We start from the raw sequence: 16,794 nt of genomic DNA, 5'->3' as shown, positions 1-16,794 counted from the left end.
ATGCGATGGCTGCCTTTTCTTGTGCCTTGTTCAGTCAGGCTAGTGGCTGGTGAACGATTGCTGCTGCTTAAGCTTCAGTTCAACGAGCAGCGCATGCAGCTGCTCAGTTGCAAGGCCGTGCAGTACAAGCCTAAAACCAGCCTTCAATGTGGTTAGCGGTACCATGGGGTGCTTGTTGTTAATCAGTGCGAGCCGATCATTGCTGCCGATGATTTTGGAAGCCAGTATGCCAATCGTTTCGTCAAGCTGCAGCGAATTGGTAGCACGCCAGAAATCATTGTCGGTCAGGAACATTTGGTAAACAGGGGTAAAACACTCAATCGCCGTCGTCAAGTCCATGAAATTGGTCCAGCGGTTAGGCAATTGCTCAATTGGCACGCGGGATGAGGTGATTGCACTAAAATTAAGCTGCTCCTGCTTCGTGACTTCGATTCCACGATCGCGAAGCTCACGGTTGAGGTTAATGACGAAGTTATATAAATTCAGGTCATGGATCAGAAACAGATCATCCTTGACTGGCTCAAGCTTTGTCGGTTTAAGTGGATTCATCTCGATCTGGACGCCGGGAACGTTGTCGCGAATGAAGCCGAGCACCTCAGAACCAAGATAGAAATGACGCAGGATCATAAAGTTGGCGCTCGGACTCACAAATGTTTTCATGCCGAAATGCAGTACGCGATGCAGCAGACGAGATGAGGTGAGCGCTTTAGGTACGATGATCTTATAGATTTGCAGCACAATAATCATTAATCGTGCGAAGGGACGAAGCATGGGCAGCAAAAACTGCCTTGATCTGCTGGAGCAGTCCTTGAGGTAAGCGGCCTTTGCCTCCTCATTGAAAGGGATGCTCTGATCCAAAAATATAGCTAGGAATGGATTCGGATCGTTTTTGTCATGCGGCATGTTTTTGAAATAATCAGAATCACTCATACGTTGCCCAGCTCCTCTAATTGCAATAAGTAAAGACGTGCGGTTGTCTTAGCCGTTTTTACGATCCGCGCCGCAAGCTCAGCTGTCAGCATGGGATGCTGAACAACCGTCTCTAGCCGTTCGAAATGCAGCTCATCGGAATCGCTGTGATAGAGAAGGAAGGATACCTCTTCATCGCTCAGACCGAGTTGATCACGAATCATCTCGCCCCAGTAGCGTGCCATTCGAAAGCCCAGCCCTTCGATGATCCACATGGCACCAATAAGATCAACGGGGTTGTCGCGGCTTGCTCGCTGGAATAAATAAGCAGATAATGCTTCGCTGCCGATATTTTTCTCACCAGCCTGAATCGTACTTAAATCTCCGCCTACCGCTGTATAATTTCGTTCCAGAATTTGGAAGTCGCGATGCTCATCGCGTGCATGGGCAATAAACGTAGATCTTAGATCGATATGCTCAATGGCAATATAGGAAGCTGCGCGGGCAATCCACTGTGAGCCATCAATGACCTGCTGGCGGATGTTCTCCATGAGCGCTTTATAATCGTCGAGTGTGAATTTATGGTTATACAGCTTATGAATAACAGGCACATGGGCGAGCTTCTGCTCGAAATCGATCCATACCTGCACAAGCTGTCTCACTAGATGAGTTTGGACATCATCGGTATTATCGTATGTGAGATGCGGAGCTTCGGGCTCGCGTTCCTCGAACGCGGCAATGCCTTCACTTGAAGAACCGACAACGGTGAGCATCATATATGACGTCTGGAACCTGCCGCTCTCAGGAACCATGCATAGCACCTGCTCGCCAGGCTTCAAGTGTCCTTCATTCAACAGCTCCTCCAGCATAATATAGATGGATGCTGCACCTGTGTTGCCTTTCGTATACAAATTCGTGAACCACTTCTCCTCAGGAATCGTAAGTCCGCCCAGTTGCAGCAGTCTGAATATTTCCTCACGGAAGAAATGCGAGGAATAATGGCAGACCATCCAATCGATTTGAGTTGGATCTACCTTTCCTTCATCAACAAGCTCGAAGAAGCGCTTAACACCAACCTTAGGCATCTCATTAACGAGGCGAATGTCCTGTTTGAGATTGATCGCCCCGTCATTGGCCGCTTCATGGACGGAGGAATAGTCGAGCCAGCTTGCTTGTTTCGTGTTCTCTTTGTTCGTACCTGCATACATGCAGACATCATATACATTCGCATAGGATTTATTGTCGATCCAGTCGATTCGAAGAGATAAGCCGCTGGCGGCGGGCTCATGCTGCAGTACAGCGGCTCCGGCGCCGTCAGACAACATGAAGCGCAGGAAGTCTGTGTTGAAGGGAACAGGCCGATCAGTAAGCCCCTCCTGAGCTTCGAAGCGCGTATGCTTGAATACGCGGCTAGGGAACTCGCTGGCACAGGAGATCGCGGTCTGCTGCTCACCTGACTGCACATGCAGATAGGCGTTTTTCATCGCCTGCATGCCGCTGGCGCAAACGCCTTGATGGGTGGCTACCTCCATGACAGGGAGCCTTATCTCGGCATGCACCATGCTGGCGAAGCCGGGTACCAATAAGTCGCCTTGCGTGGTGCCGACAGCAAGGAATTCTACCTTGCCGCCAAGATCAGCTTTATTGCGTGCAAGAGCATCATGGATTGCAAGACTGGCCATTTCTGCATTCGTGTAGACACTCTTCTGTTCTTTATTTATGGCATAATGACGATAACGGATTTGATTCTGCTCGAGAATTCGGCGCTTCGACTTCGAACTTTTTCCGTTTATTTGGCCGAGGTAGTCCTCGATTTCATCATTGCCGATTGGAGCGCCGGGAAGAAACTTGCCAATACTCGTAATATAAACTGGATTCATAAAGCACCTCCGAATTAGGATGTCTGACTACCTCCTATAATCGTAGATCCTGCTTCTAAGGCCTAGTACTAACTTTATTTGGTACCCGTGCGGTAGGGAGATGAAACCAATGCTGCTATTTTTTCGTTTGTATAGTTATGGACTTGGTTAAGGGCGGTGGGATTTTGCGAAGCGCAGCGGTAAAAATGATAGTGGTATTTATGGCTTTGCTTACAATAATGGGTTGTGGCGGACAAGCGCTCGATCGTCCCGAGCAGGCTGCAGTTAACGACGCGGAAGACGTTATTGACAAGCACGGGGAAATGAAGAATGACGAGCTGTTGGATGCTTTTGTAATAGGAGATCGGGATGTAGTGAGGGTCGTTCGTTATACAACAGAAGGTGATCCGCTCTTCTATACACTTTCGAGAAAACAGGAAGGACTTGAAGTTCGGTATGACACTTCTCAGGATAAATTCGGATCGTCAACCGTGAAGTCATATGTATGCCAATCATTACAGAAAACAGAAACGAATAACGGCTATGCGTATCAGTTGAACGAATGCGGGAGAGCAGGAAAAACAATAACACTTATCGAAACTAGGACTTGAATAACCGGTTAAACGGAAGTGGTGGAGCCTGGGAGATCGAAGCCCCATTACTTCAGCATGAGATAAAGATGGTCCACGGCGTGCATAGCGTATTCCAAGCGAAGGGGTTCGCCATCTTGAAGCAACGCTAAGCAGGGTACGCTGGATATTTTCCATTTGTCCCTTAGATGTGGTGCGTAGTTGATATTAAGCTTGTAGAGCGGGACCGATATGCCAGTTATTTCGGCAATTTCGAGCATACGCTCCCCAATAGCACAAGTGCCGCACAGCGGAGTGAAGAAGTAAACGGCGGTCTTACGGCTATCGGATTGCAGAAGATCTAACAAGGATGCTTCAGTAATTTCTCGGATGCCCATCGTAATGCTCCTTTAAAAAAGTATAGAAGTAATTTACTTGATTCGCAGCTGCTGCACAAGGGTAAATATATCTCAAAATGGACGATGAATGTGGTGAGCATTAGGAAGAGATGAGTTTGGCATAGTTAGTGTTTAGAAGCGAGGCCGATTTGGGTTGCGACGAGCAAAGGATCGGGTCCTTGAGACTTGTTAATTGTTCGAGAGGTACAGCGATAATAAAAATAAGCCATTAATGAGCAGCAAGGCAGCAAAAATGAGACTGGTTTTATTCTTTCTTATAAATTCCATTTGAACACCCCGCGTCTTCGTAGTTACTCATTCAATTATCTCGTTAATGGGCTCATTTTTCCACCTTTTTTTGAATGAAAGCATTAGTTTAATCATTGCGATGTTTAAGTCTGCTCGATTTAGACACAAACAATCTAATAATGGCATCATTTTGTTTCTTAATTTGTAGAAATTTGTAATTGCATGGGGGAATGTTATAAAATCAAGATAGGCATGTACCGATGAGCCGTTTTACAAATCAGTACCGTTTATTTCTTGTTTTGTTGCCTGAGAGAAAAGGGAATATTCAGCCTTTGTAGAATATTGTAGTGTTCAACCTTTTTTTTTGGAACTTGCATGTCGAATAGGCGTATTGCTGTATAGAGTATGTGAATGTAAGATGCTCTCCAATTTCAATGAAATAGTGAACCTGATGGAAAGGGGGTGCAAAGACAATGGCAATCTCTCTCGTAAAAGGACAGAAGATCGACTTAACAAAAGGAAATACTGGACTTAGCAAGGTGATCGTAGGCTTAGGCTGGGATCCTGCTGAGGTTAAAGGCGGATTTTTCGGATTGAAGAAGGCGGCGAACGTTGACTGTGACGCTTCTGCACTATTGCTTGACGAAAAAGGCAAGCTTAGCGGCGAGAAGAATCTCGTATGCTTCTACAATAAGCAAAGCGGTGACGGCTCAGTCGTTCACACAGGGGATAATATAACAGGTGAAGGTGATGGCGATGATGAGCAAATCATCGTACAACTGGACAAAGTACCTGCGAATATTCACAAAATTCTTTGCGTAGTCAACATTTACGAATGTGAATCGAGACGTCAGGATTTTGGAATGATTAAATCTGCGTTCATACGGATCGTTAACCCAGTCAACAATCAAGAGCTTATTCGCTTTAACTTGACGGATAACTACTCTGGTAAAACAGCTTTGGTTGTGGGTGAGCTTTACCGGAACAGCGGTGAATGGAAGTTTAGCGCAATTGGGGAAGGCACTCATGCTGCCCATATTGATATTCTTGCTCGTCAATACCAATAATTCATATTGAGAAAAGAGGGCATTTAAATGGCAATCAGCTTATCCAAAGGACAGAAAATTGATCTCACGAAAACAAACCCTGGATTATCGAAAATTACAGTCGGCCTAGGCTGGGATACTAATAAATATGATGGCGGGAAAGACTTCGACCTTGATGCATCGGTATTTTGCTTGAATGCAGAAGGTAAAGTAGCTTCCGATTCTGATTTCATCTTCTATAACAACCCGAAAAACAGCAATGGTTCCGTTGCTCACACAGGCGATAACCGTACTGGCGAGGGTGATGGCGATGATGAGCAAGTAAAAGTTGACCTTGCAGCGGTTCCGGCTGGAACGGATAAAATCGCATTCGGTATTACAATCCATGATGCACAAGCACGCAGCCAAAATTTCGGACAAGTTTCCAACGCTTTCGTTCGTGTTGTTGATGAGCAAAGTGGAACAGAACTTATCCGTTATGATCTTGGAGAAGATTTCTCCATTGAAACAGCAGTTGTCGTTGCTGAGCTATACCGTCATGCCGGCGAGTGGAAGTTCAGCGCTGTAGGAAGCGGATTCCAAGACGGACTAGCTGGTCTTGCACGCAACTACGGTCTTTCGACTAACTAATAGTCTTTTAATCATTACCCGTAAAGGGTCGCCAGCGGCGGCCCTTTTTTGAGATATCCAAAGTCCCTATGCGAAATTCAAACTTAGCTGTTTTCAAGGAGGAATACACGATGTCCATTAATCTATCCAAAGGACAACGGATTGATCTTACTAAAACCAATCCAGGACTTACAAAGGTTGTACTCGGTCTCGGCTGGGATACGAATAAGTATAGTGGCGGCGGGGAAATTGATCTGGATGCAAGCGCATTTCTGCTGCACCAGGATGGCAAAGCCAAGGATGAAAAGGATTTTGTATTCTATAACGCTTTGATTGCTTACAACGGCGCCGTTGAACATACGGGAGATAATCGTACAGGCGAAGGCGACGGGGATGACGAGCAAATTAAAATTGAGTTTGCCAAAGTTCCGGCTCATATTGATCGTATAGGTATTACTGTTACGATTCATGATGCAGAAACCAGGCACCAAAACTTTGGCCAGATTTCGAATGCATTTGTTCGATTGGTAGACGATTCTACCGGAAGAGAAGTGCTTCGTTATGATTTGGGTGAAGATTTCTCCGTGGAGACAGCAATCGTTTTTTGCGAATTGTATCGCCATGGGGCGGATTGGAAATTCCAAGCGATAGGCTCCGGATTCTCGGGCGGACTCGCTGCGCTTTGTCGCAATTATGGATTATCCGTCTAAATAGAAAGATGTCTAGGGTGGCAGGGTGAGGAAAGTCACCCTATTCTTTTATTACTGAAAGGCGGTTATCATATGGAATTGTCATTGATGAAAGGTCAGAAAGCAGATATTACGAAAAATAATCCTTCTATTAACAATCTTGTTGTCGGTATGGGCTGGAATAGCGCCTCAGGTCTTGATGTGGATTTCTCGTCTTTCTTATTGCGGGCAAACGGGAAAGCAGCAGGAGACAAAGATTTAATATTTTATGGGAATCCTAAGGATACAAGCGGTTCTATTGAAATAGCAGGTGATCAAAAACGTAATTTGGCAGGAAAGATCGATCAGGAGCAAGTCATGATCCGCATTAAAGATGTGCCGCAAGCGATTGAACGCATCTCTTTTACGCTGACGATCTATGAAGGTGAAGCAAGGAGACAAAGCTTCTCTGATGTGAACGATGCTTATATCCGCATTATTGACGAAGGAACAGGACGCGAATTATTGCGATATGATCTTGGAAAAAACTTCTCTATTGAAACGGCGATTGTCGTAGGAGATTTATATAGATATAATGGCGAGTGGAAGTTCAACGCAATCGGATCAGGATACTCCGGCGGTCTGGCTGCGCTTTGCAGCAGTTTTGGCATTGAAGTGACGGCTGATGCGCCTTCACCTGCGCAGACGAAGTCGCCAGAGCCAGTGAAGGCGCCCATTATTCCGCCTCCGCTTAAGCCGTCTGAGCCAATTGTGTCAGAACCTAAAGCTGCTCCAATTAACCTAAGCAAGATTTCATTAACAAAGCGCGGCGATGTCATTAATTTGCAGAAGGGTTCCGGCGCGCTTGGTGAGATCGTAGTCAATTTGAACTGGAACCAAAAGAAAACCTCTACTGGATTTTTCGGAAGATCCAGCGGCGTCGATCTTGATGTTGGCTGCTTATACGAACTGAAAAACGGCATGAAAGGCTCCGTTCAGGCGTTAGGCAACAGTTTCGGTGATTTAACTAGAGCGCCTTACGTCTCACTCGATGGTGACGACCGCACAGGGTCCATCCAAACAGGTGAGAATCTACGAATAAATGGCAATAAAGTATCAGAAATTAAAAGGATCGTTATTTACGCGTATATCTACGAAGGCGCAACTAATTGGGCTGAAGCAGCGGGTGTCGTTACGATCTCCCAAGCTGGCGGTCCTGAAATCGAGGTGAGAATGGACGAGCATAACAATCGCAAAGGAATGTGCGCGATTGCGATGGTCGAGAATGTGAATGATCAGACCTTCAGTATTAAGCGGCTCGTGCAGTATTTCTCGGGACATAAAGAGCTCGATGAGGCATATGGCTGGGGACTTAGATGGGTACAAGGAAGTAAATAATGCTAATGCCGGAGGTTTTTGAGAATGGTTGACTTTTTTCAAAACATTATACAGAATTTCGGGAGCTTCTTTCACTGGGATAACTTATCCGAAGTGTTTACAAATCCCACCAACTGGGGGATCATCGCAACTTTGGTCCTTCTAGAAGGATTGCTCTCGGCCGATAATGCGCTGGTGCTTGCGGTTATGGTTAAGCACTTACCTAAGGAGCAGCAGAAACGTGCGTTGTTCTACGGGATTATCGGTGCGTATATTTTCCGGTTTATCGCAATTGGTGTTGGTGTGTATCTCGTACAGATTACGTGGATTAAAGTCGCGGGTGGTTTGTATTTATTGTGGATTGCGTTAAGCAATTTGTTCCATCTGGAATTCAAGCTTGCTCGGGTTGGCGGCATCAAGCTTATTCCTTACATCGGTAAAAAAGGAAATGATGAAGAAGCAGAGGTTCAGAACAAAGGCTACGGCTTCTGGCGGACTGTACTTGCCGTTGAATTAATGGACATTGCGTTCAGTATTGACAGCGTACTTGCGGCATTCGGCGTAAGTGAAGAGGTCTGGGTTCTGTTCTTGGGCGGTATTCTAGGCGTTCTTATGATGCGCGGCGTGGCTCAGATATTCCTCAAGCTCATCGATAAGTTCCCAGAGCTTGAGAAAGCAGCTTTCATTCTTATTATCTTGATCGGTGTTAAGATGATTGCTGGAGCATATGATTTCGAAGTTCCGCATACGCTGTTCTTCGGTTTAATTATTGCCGTATTCGGAGGCACGTTAATTTATAGCGCCGTACGAAACAAAAAAGACTCTACAGCCGTCTAGTAGGCATATATGCAGATTATTGGATATCCCTCAATGAATCACGAGGGATATTTTTTACTCTCAGCTCGTTTTACCAAACTTTTAGGAGGGATCACTTTGAGGTATTTCAACTATCTTACCAATGAAGAAGAGCAGAATTTCTTTTATTCCCTCCCAACTCAGTTCAATAATGATGCTGACAAAGAGATACTTGCTCACGCGATTGGTGCGGCGCTTTACATGCCCGCTACCAAAGTTAATATAGCAGATGATTTGGTAGCCGATAAGCACGAGGGACTCGTGTCTATGGTGATAGACCTTGAAGATGCAGTGGGCGACAATCAACTTGAATATGCTGAAGAGAATCTGAAGGCTACACTATTGACGATTGGAAGATATGTCGCAATAGGGCTGCTGCGTATGCATGAAATTCCGCTTATATTTATAAGAGTTCGCTCTGTAGACCAGCTGAAACAGCTGCTGTCCTGTTTTGGAGAAGAAGTTCAACATGTAACGGGCATCGTATTTCCTAAGTTTAATCTGACAAGCGGTAGGGCGTATTTGAGCTTGCTCGCTGAGTTCAATACACGCAATCTTATGACCAGCTCTACGTTGTATGGTATGCCGATACTAGAGAGCGCCGAGGTTATCTATCGAGAGAAGCGTATCGAGACGCTGATGGGGATATCGGAGCTATTGAATGAGTATAAGGAATACGTACTGAATGTACGGATTGGCGCTACTGATTTCTCAAGTCTCTTCGGGCTTCGAAGAAGTCCTGATCATACGATCTATGATATTGCAGTTATACGCGATTGTATCGCAGATATCGTCAATGTATTTGGCCGAATGGACAATCATTATGTAGTGTCAGGACCGGTATGGGAATATTTCAAGAGCGACCGCGTATTCAAGCCGCAGCTCAGGCAAACGCCTTTTGAAGAGAGCATGGGCAAGCACGGACGCATCCTTCGTATGGATTATATTAATAAATATGTGGACGGGCTTATTCGCGAGGTTGCAATGGACAAGGAAAACGGCATTATCGGTAAAACCATTATTCATCCTACGCATATTAAGCCGGTACAATCGATGTTGGTCGTTACACATGAGGAATACATGGATGCTCTGCACATTATGGAAAACAGCCAAGGCGAATTAGGCGTGATGAAGAGCCGTTATTCGAACAAAATGAATGAATTTAAGCCGCATTTGACATGGGCCAAGCGCATATTGATCAGATCGAACATATACGGGGTGCTAAATGAAAATCAAAACTTCACCTGCTTACTCGCAGAAGAACGAGAGTCAGCAATCGTTTAATATTATTGGAGATTTAGAGGTTACGATTAAGGTGACTAGCAATGTGTTTGATATTCCGCTTGAGCAATTGTTCCAGATGGCGGCCCGCATTAACAAAAAACGCAGCTTTCTGTTCGTCAGCAAAGTACTTGGCAAGCATATCCCCGTAAGACCTCATGTATCCTTATTATCTGGAGCGGCGCTTGGACTTCTGTATCAGCAGTTCAAAGGCAGAGAGCTGCCCATACGTATAGAAGAGCTGTTGCAAGCATTTGAACTGCCTGAATCGGCTGGAGAGATATATGGGCGTTTGAAGCAGCGGAAAATGAACGTGCAGGAGAAGACCTTGTTTATCGGTTTTGCTGAAACGGCGACTGCACTTGGTCACAGTATGTTCGATGTGTTTGGTGGCGATGCGGCATTCTTGCATACAACTCGAGAGAGCATTGGTTATATGAGCTCCTGCATCGATTTCGAGGAAGAGCATTCACATGCGACAACTCATCGATGCTATGCACATGACCCGTCTATTTTCCAAGAGGCTGAAACGATCGTATTAGTAGATGATGAGATGACGACGGGGAAAACGGCGATTAACATTATACATGACTTGCATGCGAGATATGGCAAAAAGAACTATACCGTCGCGAGTCTGCTAGACTGGCGCTCGGATGAGGATATTCAGCGCTTCGATGAGCTGAGGCAGGAGCTTGGTGTAGACGTTAATTGTCTGTCCCTGATTTCTGGACAAATAGCGGTAGCGGGAGCATCAATCGAAAGCACAGGCGAGCATCAGGCGGCAACGGTATATGAGCAGAAGCCAACTATCGCGATTAAGTATGTGAATAATCATTTCGAAGGCTTGGCCTCAAGGAATGGGGACCTTTCCTATTTGCAGCATACGGGCCGCTTCGGTCTTACGACGTCTGACAGCGATAGACTTGACCGCGAAGTAGAACGTACGGCTTCGTTTCTGAGGCCATTTAGAGTAGGCGGCAAAACGCTATGTATGGGAACAGGCGAGTTTATGTACATCCCGATGCGGGTGGCAGCTGAGCTTGGCGATGATGTCTGGTATCAATCCAGTACACGTAGTCCGATTCATCCGAACGACAATCCTAAGTATGCGGTGCAGTCAGCTTATCGCTTCGCTTCTCCTGAACACAAAGACGTTATCAACTATATGTACAATATTCCATATGGCTTGTACGATGAGATGCTGCTGTTTATGGAGCGAGAGCTTGCGGCTGAGCAAATGGCGGAGCTTACTCAGGTTCTGATGACCTTGGGCATCCCGCAGATTCAGATCATCTATTTCAGCCGGAGGGAAATAACCGCTCCCGCGCCAATAGGCAGCTATAAGCAGGAAGATGTTATCTTCCTCTTGAAGGATCTTAGCGGCGTTTCACTAGAGCGTCGAACGGAAGAGCGCGAGGCGGCTATGCAGACTGGCGGCCATTATTCAGAAAGCTTGCCGATCGAGTATGAGCCGAGTTCACAATATTTGAAGCTATTCCAAGATACGCTCAGAGACTCTGCACGCCGGATCGCTGGGGCCGTAGGTGTAGTTGCAGAACGGATGGTTCAGAAGCATGGCTTCGAAATCGTACTTGCGTCCTTGGCAAGAGGCGGTACGCCTATCGGTGTGTTGATTAAACGTTATATCAAGCAGGTATATGGCAAAGACATTCCTCATTACAGCCTATCGATTATTAGAGGCAAAGGCATAGACGAGAATGCTTTGCTATACATCAATCAGACTCATCCTGATCAGCATGTACAATTTGTTGACGGCTGGACGGGGAAAGGTGCCATTGCCAAGGTACTTATTGCAGCCTGCGGTCAAATGTATCAAAAGTACGGGATCAAGCTTAGTGATGAGCTTGCGGTACTGGCTGATCCAGGCTTCTGTGCGTCTATGTTCGGTACGAGAGAGGACTTTCTTATCCCGAGCGCTTGCCTGAACGCAACGGTGTCAGGCTTGATAAGCAGAACGGTTCTGCGCAGCGATTTAATAGGACCACATGATTTCCATGGTGCGAAGTATTACAAAGAATGGGCAGCAGCCGATTTATCGCATGTATTTGTCGATGCGGTATCCGAATATTTCGACCAGACAGCAGTTGCTTCCAAAACAGAGGCGCAGCGTATTGCAGATCATTTGCTGCAAAGCGAAATCACTTGGCAGGGCTTGCAGGATATTAGGCGTATTCAAAGTGAATTCGGAATAAGCGATATTAATTTCATCAAGCCAGGCGTAGGGGAGACAACTCGTGTTCTTCTCCGCAGAGTGCCTTGGAAAATTCTCGTCGATCGGCTGGATAACCCGAATCTACAGCATATTATATTGCTTGCGAAGGATCGCGGTGTTCCTGTGGAGGAATATCCGAATATGACGTATTCCTGCTGCGGCATCATTAAGGCGCTGAAGGGGGATGCGGAATGATATTCGCTAGTGATTTGGATCAAACCTTAATTTATTCCGTCAGATCCAAAGGTGAAATTGAACTGGAGGAGATGCTTCCTGTCGAGCTGTATGATGGCAGATACATCTCTTATATGACGAGGCTTGCTGTTGAGAAGCTCACAGAATTGGCGGGCATGATGGCATTCGTTCCTGTAACAACGCGTATACCAGAGCAGTACAATCGCATATTTGGCATTAAGGAACGGTTTAATCCTAAATATGTGATTGTCAGCAACGGCGGTACTGTGCTTCTGAATGGTGAAGTTGACCAAGAGTGGCAAGGTGTCGTCCGCGAGGCAGTAAAGCAGCATTGTGCGGACCATACGGAAATTGCAAGCCTATTCGCCCGAATTTCCTCCGAGCACTGGGTGAAGTCTAATGATCTGTGCGATGAGATGTTTTACTCCATCGTCGTGGAGCGTGACCGTTTGCCGCATGCGGAGTTGGAAGCGCTCAGGCAGCAGCTGGCACCACTAGGCTGGAGTTATTCGCTGCAAGGCAGAAAAATATATTTGGTGCCAGAGAAAGTGAGCAAGGGTGCGGCTATTCAATATGTGAAGGATAAGCTTGGTTCTTCCTATGTGTATGCCGCAGGAGACAGTCTGCTTGATGAGAGCCTGCTGCTTGCCGCGGACTATGCGCTATCTCCATCTCATGGAGAGCTCGGACGATACTATATGGAGCATCCGCATATCCAGTTTACGGAAGCAAGAGGAGCGCTCGCCTCAGAGGAGCTGCTTGCAGCAATTGTGAAGCATGCCTCCATTCGATAGGACTCAATCATTTCTATGGGCATGGCACTTGTAATCCAATGCATACAACACACTCATTGACTGGGAAGAAGGAATGAAGAGATGACACGCGTGTATATGAACCGTTGGTTTTCGGTCGCATACCACTATATTAATATGATTCGTAACAATCCTGACGGTGAAAGCTTTGAGTTCTTCGGCACGCATCCTGACATTAATCATATGTCCCTGCTTGCTTCGGATCATATTGGAACGGAACCCGCCGTATTCGGCAAGGAATATGTTGATTTCTGCGTCGATTATTGCAGAAGCAATGAGATCGATATATTTATACCGCGTCTTCATATGGAAGAAATATCACGTTATGTGCATCTGTTTGATGAGGTCGGCACGAAGGTCATGGTATGCCGTGATATCGAGCTGCTCGATGCCATGATCGAGAAGGACAAGTTCTTTGAGGCGCTGCAAGGCAAGGATCTGGTAACGATACCCGAGTACCGTGTTGCAACTACAGCAGAAGAATTTAAGCAGGCCTATGAGGAGCTTAGTGAAGCGGGTCATAAGGTGTGCTTCAAGCCAACGAAATCTGAAGGAGGCATGGGCTTCCGAATCATTGATAACGATCGGAATCCGCTTCAGGATATTTACGGCTACGTCACTTTGTCGACCACATTCGAGCAAGCGTACCAAGCATTCTCGCTAACGGATCGTTTCGAGCCTATTATGGTGATGGAGCTTCTGGAAGGAACGGAGTACAGCATCGATTGTGTGGCAAGCGCAGAGGGTGAGCTGTTGACTGCGATTCCGCGCCGCAAATCGACCGGTCGTACTTATCTGCTTGAGAATTCGCCAGAGCTGCTGGAGATTGCTAACCGTATTGCTGTGAGCCTTCGTATTCCTTATGCATTCAATATTCAAGTGAAGTACAATAACGGCGTACCTAAGCTGCTTGAGATTAACCCGCGCATGTCGGGCGGGCTGTACATCACCTGCTTATCAGGTGTGAACATGCCGTACTTGGCAGTTCAAGCATTGCAAGGCAAGACGGTTGAGCCTCCAGTGCCTCAATTCGGTATACAGGCTGGATATGTGGAGCAGCCTTTGCTGATGCCAAATAAATAATTGTGGGAAGAAGGGGCAGCTGTCCCTTCTTTTTTTGAAGTTATGTGAATTAGAAAAACTAAAACGATATATGGTTTCTGGTGATATATAACTGTTGTCCGGAAATAAAGCGAAGGAGTGATAGACTTGAAAATATGGTGGTTAGATTATCATCCTGCCTATGATACGGTAGATCTTGAAGATTATGAAGAAGCTATGGCTATCAGAGAAAGAATAAGTGGGATCGCTTCCCTATCTCAAGAGTGGACGAGCTTTAAAGCAGTATTGGATCGAAAAAATAAGCATGCAGATATAGTTGGTCAATTCGGTGGGGCTCTTACAGTAACAAGAAGAGCTATGGAAGTGTTATCGGAGCTGCCTGATCTTCCCGTTGAATTTCTACCGCTTAACTGCCCTGATGGAGATTATTTTGTAATGAATGTGTTGAACGGCTTGGACGCCGTCGACCCAAGCAACTCAAAGGAGTATCGTACTGGCTCAGGTAGGCTGTCGAGATATGATGAGCTTGCTCTACGTCAAGACGTCGTGCAGGGCCACGATCTATTTCGGATAAGGATGCATGAAGGAGATACAGTCATTCCAAACATCTACATATCCGATCGACTCAAGGCCATAGTTGAAGCAAATCTAGAGGGCTATCAGTTGATCGAAATATGGGACTCCGAGTTCTCGTGGCAGGAGAAGGAAGCCAAGTATAATGCGATGTGTAAGGAAGTGGACAATTCGTTGCAATTGACTTTCCCATTCGGAAAAGCGATAAAGTTCGTACAGAAAAACAAAGGGCAATTGGCATTGAGCGGAAAATGGGCGTTAAAGGCTAGGGAGGATAATGAGATTCTATTGGGGAGCTTGAACCTTGACGGTACCTACGCATGGATAAATCCCGCCTTTTACCCGCCAATCATTTTATACATGGTCTGGGGCGTTGTGGAGAAGCCGAAAAAGAAGTTTTTTATTTTTTGATGGTTTTTTTTTGTGTGAGAGAAATGAGCTGGCTAGCATGTAATCAACATCGTTTGAGGGATTTATTAGGGAATATGCAGTCGTTTATGATACATAGTTTGGAGAGATTAGCTTGATAGATAATAGGAAAAAGAAGATTAGAGGCTGGAAAAGGCAAATTAGAAAGATAGATAGCTGGGTTGCCCGCGTTTTCGATTTAGATAGGAAGCATTTAACTGATTATAATAGAGATTATGCGAAGCTGTGGATCCATCCTTTTTATGCATTACCTCGCAGAAATCCCCCTACATGGTACAACCGGCTTCTACTGAAAGCCATGTTGGATGTACATGCTAACTGGAATAAACAGCTATCGATGTTGAATACGCCATTCTATTTGAAGATTTGGTTATATGATCCGCATTTTATTCATTCACAAATCGTAGTTGCGTATAAGGATGACATCGATTACTATTCAAAAACATTTGATATATCCACAATGGTCCAACCTTTTCCTTATCATAAATACATAACGCTAAGCGGTGAATTAAAAAAGTTTGATTGGACGTTGCATATCGAAAGCGAAGTTTATACTGAGAGTGACTTAACAGAATATCATTCAAATGGTTGGATGAGTAAGAAAAAGTATAAGGCGTTAAAGAGCAAAGCCTACAAGTCGTTGCCAATTGATCTGGCAGATGGGAGTTCTGAACAAGCATATAGCTTACGAATAGGCGATGTTTGGATAGGCTCATTAATAAGCAATGGAATGTGAAATTCACGACGCTCATGTTCAGCAGCCATAATAGGCGTATAACGGCAGTTGATCTTTAGGGATCGAGCTGCCTTTTGTATATATTGAGGTAGAAAAAAATCGCAGTGATGGATAATATGATTAAAGCTTTTACCTATAAAAATTGACTTCTACGTTAAAAAAACGAGATAATTAAGCATGACTAACGTATAGAGATAGATGGAAGCAAGTTTAAATGGAGGTGCAGCAATGAGTGGTTTGAAAAGAACCTTAGTCATCGCAGCCGGCAGCTATGCCGTGGGGCTTATCGCGTATTGGGTAACTTCTCCTTATATAGCGATTGCGATACCTACTGCTTGTTTGTTTGTGGCATTATCGTTAAACAAGCGCAGCAGGAAAGAGATCGATCAACGAACGCAAGGACAGGCTCTTGAGCAGGGTCCTCCTGGCTCTCAGAGCCCTCCGCTGCCGCAGATGAATGCAGGAACGGGAGCTACGGCTCCGCAAGCCGCAGCGACACCGCAGGCAGCCGAAGGTACGCCTGTTATAACGGACCCAGAGCTTGCGTCGGCCTTAGAATATATTGGCATAATTGAAGATATGATTTTACTCGAAGGCAAGCAGAACAATTTGGATGACGAAATCGTGCAGAAAACGCTGGCGCTGCTGGCGCGCTTGAATCGTCTGATTCCGGATTTGGTCGCTCTTGGGGACACTAGTATTAATCACAATATTGTTCGCTTAGTGAGGCGTGATCTGAACTCAACGATCAATCCTTTCCTTAGGCTGAGCGGCGATGCGAAGCAGAAGAACAGGCGGCTGCTGCTCGATGGGATCAAGGACGTAGACTCGAAGCTCACCTTCTATACCCAAACAATTGAAGAGAAGGATCTTATGGAGCTGCGTACGAAGGCTGAACTGATTCAACAACGTTATCGACTTTCCGATTAATGAA

The 16,794-nt window shown here is 45.7% G+C and carries 16 protein-coding genes and 1 pseudogene; 14 read left to right on the top strand and 3 right to left on the bottom strand.

Annotated features, from left to right (window positions below; genetic code table 11):
• Nucleotides 1-39 precede the first annotated feature (39 nt).
• A complete protein-coding gene (locus tag FGT79_RS19025) occupies nt 40-930 on the bottom strand; it encodes a DUF6999 family protein (RefSeq protein ID WP_138754399.1) in 891 nt (296 codons plus the stop codon).
• Nucleotides 927-2,789: a 3-oxoacyl-[acyl-carrier-protein] synthase III C-terminal domain-containing protein gene (locus tag FGT79_RS19020; RefSeq protein ID WP_138754398.1), complete on the bottom strand. Its 1,863-nt coding sequence runs from the start codon at nt 2,787-2,789 to the stop codon at nt 927-929. Before FGT79_RS19020 ends, FGT79_RS19025 begins: the two co-directional genes overlap by 4 nt.
• Nucleotides 2,790-2,974: 185 nt before the next feature.
• Between FGT79_RS19020 and FGT79_RS19015 the strand changes: the two genes are divergently transcribed.
• A complete protein-coding gene (locus FGT79_RS19015; protein ID WP_171056324.1) occupies nt 2,975-3,379 on the top strand; it encodes a DUF4362 domain-containing protein in 405 nt (134 codons plus the stop codon).
• A gap of 47 nt (nt 3,380-3,426) precedes the next feature.
• On the opposite strand, the gene FGT79_RS19010 is transcribed toward FGT79_RS19015, so the two are convergent.
• Nucleotides 3,427-3,735, bottom strand: a complete 309-nt coding sequence (locus tag FGT79_RS19010) for a thioredoxin family protein (protein ID WP_138754396.1) — start codon at nt 3,733-3,735, stop codon at nt 3,427-3,429.
• 722 nt (nt 3,736-4,457) lie between these two features.
• On the opposite strand from FGT79_RS19010, the gene FGT79_RS19005 reads away from it, so the two are divergent.
• From FGT79_RS19005 to FGT79_RS18950, 13 genes and pseudogenes are all read left to right on the top strand, one after another.
• The gene (locus tag FGT79_RS19005) at nt 4,458-5,051 is read left to right on the top strand and encodes a TerD family protein (protein WP_138754395.1); all 594 of its coding nucleotides are present in this window, start codon (nt 4,458-4,460) and stop codon (nt 5,049-5,051) included.
• A gap of 27 nt (nt 5,052-5,078) precedes the next feature.
• Nucleotides 5,079-5,660 (top strand): TerD family protein, encoded by a 582-nt coding sequence (locus FGT79_RS19000; protein WP_138754394.1) that lies wholly within the window; start codon nt 5,079-5,081, stop codon nt 5,658-5,660.
• 110 nt (nt 5,661-5,770) lie between these two features.
• The gene (locus FGT79_RS18995) at nt 5,771-6,349 is read left to right on the top strand and encodes a TerD family protein (RefSeq protein WP_138754393.1); all 579 of its coding nucleotides are present in this window, start codon (nt 5,771-5,773) and stop codon (nt 6,347-6,349) included.
• 72 nt (nt 6,350-6,421) lie between these two features.
• Nucleotides 6,422-7,705 (top strand): TerD family protein, encoded by a 1,284-nt coding sequence (locus FGT79_RS18990; RefSeq protein ID WP_138754392.1) that lies wholly within the window; start codon nt 6,422-6,424, stop codon nt 7,703-7,705.
• A gap of 24 nt (nt 7,706-7,729) precedes the next feature.
• Nucleotides 7,730-8,521: a TerC family protein gene (locus FGT79_RS18985; protein WP_138754391.1), complete on the top strand. Its 792-nt coding sequence runs from the start codon at nt 7,730-7,732 to the stop codon at nt 8,519-8,521.
• A 96-nt stretch (nt 8,522-8,617) separates the two neighbouring features.
• Nucleotides 8,618-9,823, top strand: a complete 1,206-nt coding sequence (locus FGT79_RS18980) for an HpcH/HpaI aldolase/citrate lyase family protein (protein ID WP_281285991.1) — start codon at nt 8,618-8,620, stop codon at nt 9,821-9,823.
• A pseudogene (locus tag FGT79_RS31965) lies at nt 9,765-11,069 on the top strand (phosphoribosyltransferase family protein); the annotation flags it as partial. The gene FGT79_RS18980 and the pseudogene FGT79_RS31965, both read left to right, overlap by 59 nt.
• Before the next feature lie 24 nt (nt 11,070-11,093).
• Nucleotides 11,094-12,248, top strand: a complete 1,155-nt coding sequence (locus tag FGT79_RS31960; protein WP_425465029.1) for a cysteine protease StiP family protein — start codon at nt 11,094-11,096, stop codon at nt 12,246-12,248.
• Complete coding sequence (locus FGT79_RS18970) at nt 12,245-13,042, top strand: HAD family hydrolase (protein WP_138754388.1); 798 nt, start codon at nt 12,245-12,247, stop codon at nt 13,040-13,042. Before FGT79_RS31960 ends, FGT79_RS18970 begins: the two co-directional genes overlap by 4 nt.
• Nucleotides 13,043-13,123: 81 nt before the next feature.
• Nucleotides 13,124-14,143 carry an ATP-grasp domain-containing protein gene (locus FGT79_RS18965; protein ID WP_138754387.1) on the top strand — a complete coding sequence of 340 codons (1,020 nt, stop codon included), beginning with the start codon at nt 13,124-13,126 and terminating at the stop codon, nt 14,141-14,143.
• A 126-nt stretch (nt 14,144-14,269) separates the two neighbouring features.
• A complete protein-coding gene (locus tag FGT79_RS18960) occupies nt 14,270-15,106 on the top strand; it encodes an imm11 family protein (RefSeq protein ID WP_138754386.1) in 837 nt (278 codons plus the stop codon).
• Nucleotides 15,107-15,218: 112 nt separating this feature from the next.
• Nucleotides 15,219-15,860: a hypothetical protein gene (locus tag FGT79_RS18955; protein ID WP_138754385.1), complete on the top strand. Its 642-nt coding sequence runs from the start codon at nt 15,219-15,221 to the stop codon at nt 15,858-15,860.
• A gap of 228 nt (nt 15,861-16,088) precedes the next feature.
• Nucleotides 16,089-16,790 carry a hypothetical protein gene (locus FGT79_RS18950; protein ID WP_138754384.1) on the top strand — a complete coding sequence of 234 codons (702 nt, stop codon included), beginning with the start codon at nt 16,089-16,091 and terminating at the stop codon, nt 16,788-16,790.
• Nucleotides 16,791-16,794 lie beyond the last annotated feature (4 nt).

The sequence above is a fragment of the Paenibacillus sinopodophylli genome, assembly GCF_005930355.1.
In the GTDB taxonomy this organism is placed as follows: domain Bacteria; phylum Bacillota; class Bacilli; order Paenibacillales; family Paenibacillaceae; genus Pristimantibacillus; species Pristimantibacillus sinopodophylli.
The sequence above is the reverse complement of the archived record's forward strand: the minus strand, read 5'-3'. Positions and strand labels throughout refer to the sequence as shown.

Bases quoted from the DNA above. Each gene is read 5' to 3' on its own strand.
- FGT79_RS19025 (WP_138754399.1), bottom strand. From the start codon at position 930: ATGAGTGATTCTGATTATTTCAAAAACATGCCGCATGACAAAAACGAT.
- FGT79_RS19020 (WP_138754398.1), bottom strand. From the start codon at position 2,789: ATGAATCCAGTTTATATTACGAGTATTGGCAAGTTTCTTCCCGGCGCT.
- FGT79_RS19015 (WP_171056324.1), top strand. From the start codon at position 2,975: ATGATAGTGGTATTTATGGCTTTGCTTACAATAATGGGTTGTGGCGGA.
- FGT79_RS19010 (WP_138754396.1), bottom strand. From the start codon at position 3,735: ATGGGCATCCGAGAAATTACTGAAGCATCCTTGTTAGATCTTCTGCAA.
- FGT79_RS19005 (WP_138754395.1), top strand. From the start codon at position 4,458: ATGGCAATCTCTCTCGTAAAAGGACAGAAGATCGACTTAACAAAAGGA.
- FGT79_RS19000 (WP_138754394.1), top strand. From the start codon at position 5,079: ATGGCAATCAGCTTATCCAAAGGACAGAAAATTGATCTCACGAAAACA.
- FGT79_RS18995 (WP_138754393.1), top strand. From the start codon at position 5,771: ATGTCCATTAATCTATCCAAAGGACAACGGATTGATCTTACTAAAACC.
- FGT79_RS18990 (WP_138754392.1), top strand. From the start codon at position 6,422: ATGGAATTGTCATTGATGAAAGGTCAGAAAGCAGATATTACGAAAAAT.
- FGT79_RS18985 (WP_138754391.1), top strand. From the start codon at position 7,730: ATGGTTGACTTTTTTCAAAACATTATACAGAATTTCGGGAGCTTCTTT.
- FGT79_RS18970 (WP_138754388.1), top strand. From the start codon at position 12,245: ATGATATTCGCTAGTGATTTGGATCAAACCTTAATTTATTCCGTCAGA.
- FGT79_RS18965 (WP_138754387.1), top strand. From the start codon at position 13,124: ATGACACGCGTGTATATGAACCGTTGGTTTTCGGTCGCATACCACTAT.
- FGT79_RS18950 (WP_138754384.1), top strand. From the start codon at position 16,089: ATGAGTGGTTTGAAAAGAACCTTAGTCATCGCAGCCGGCAGCTATGCC.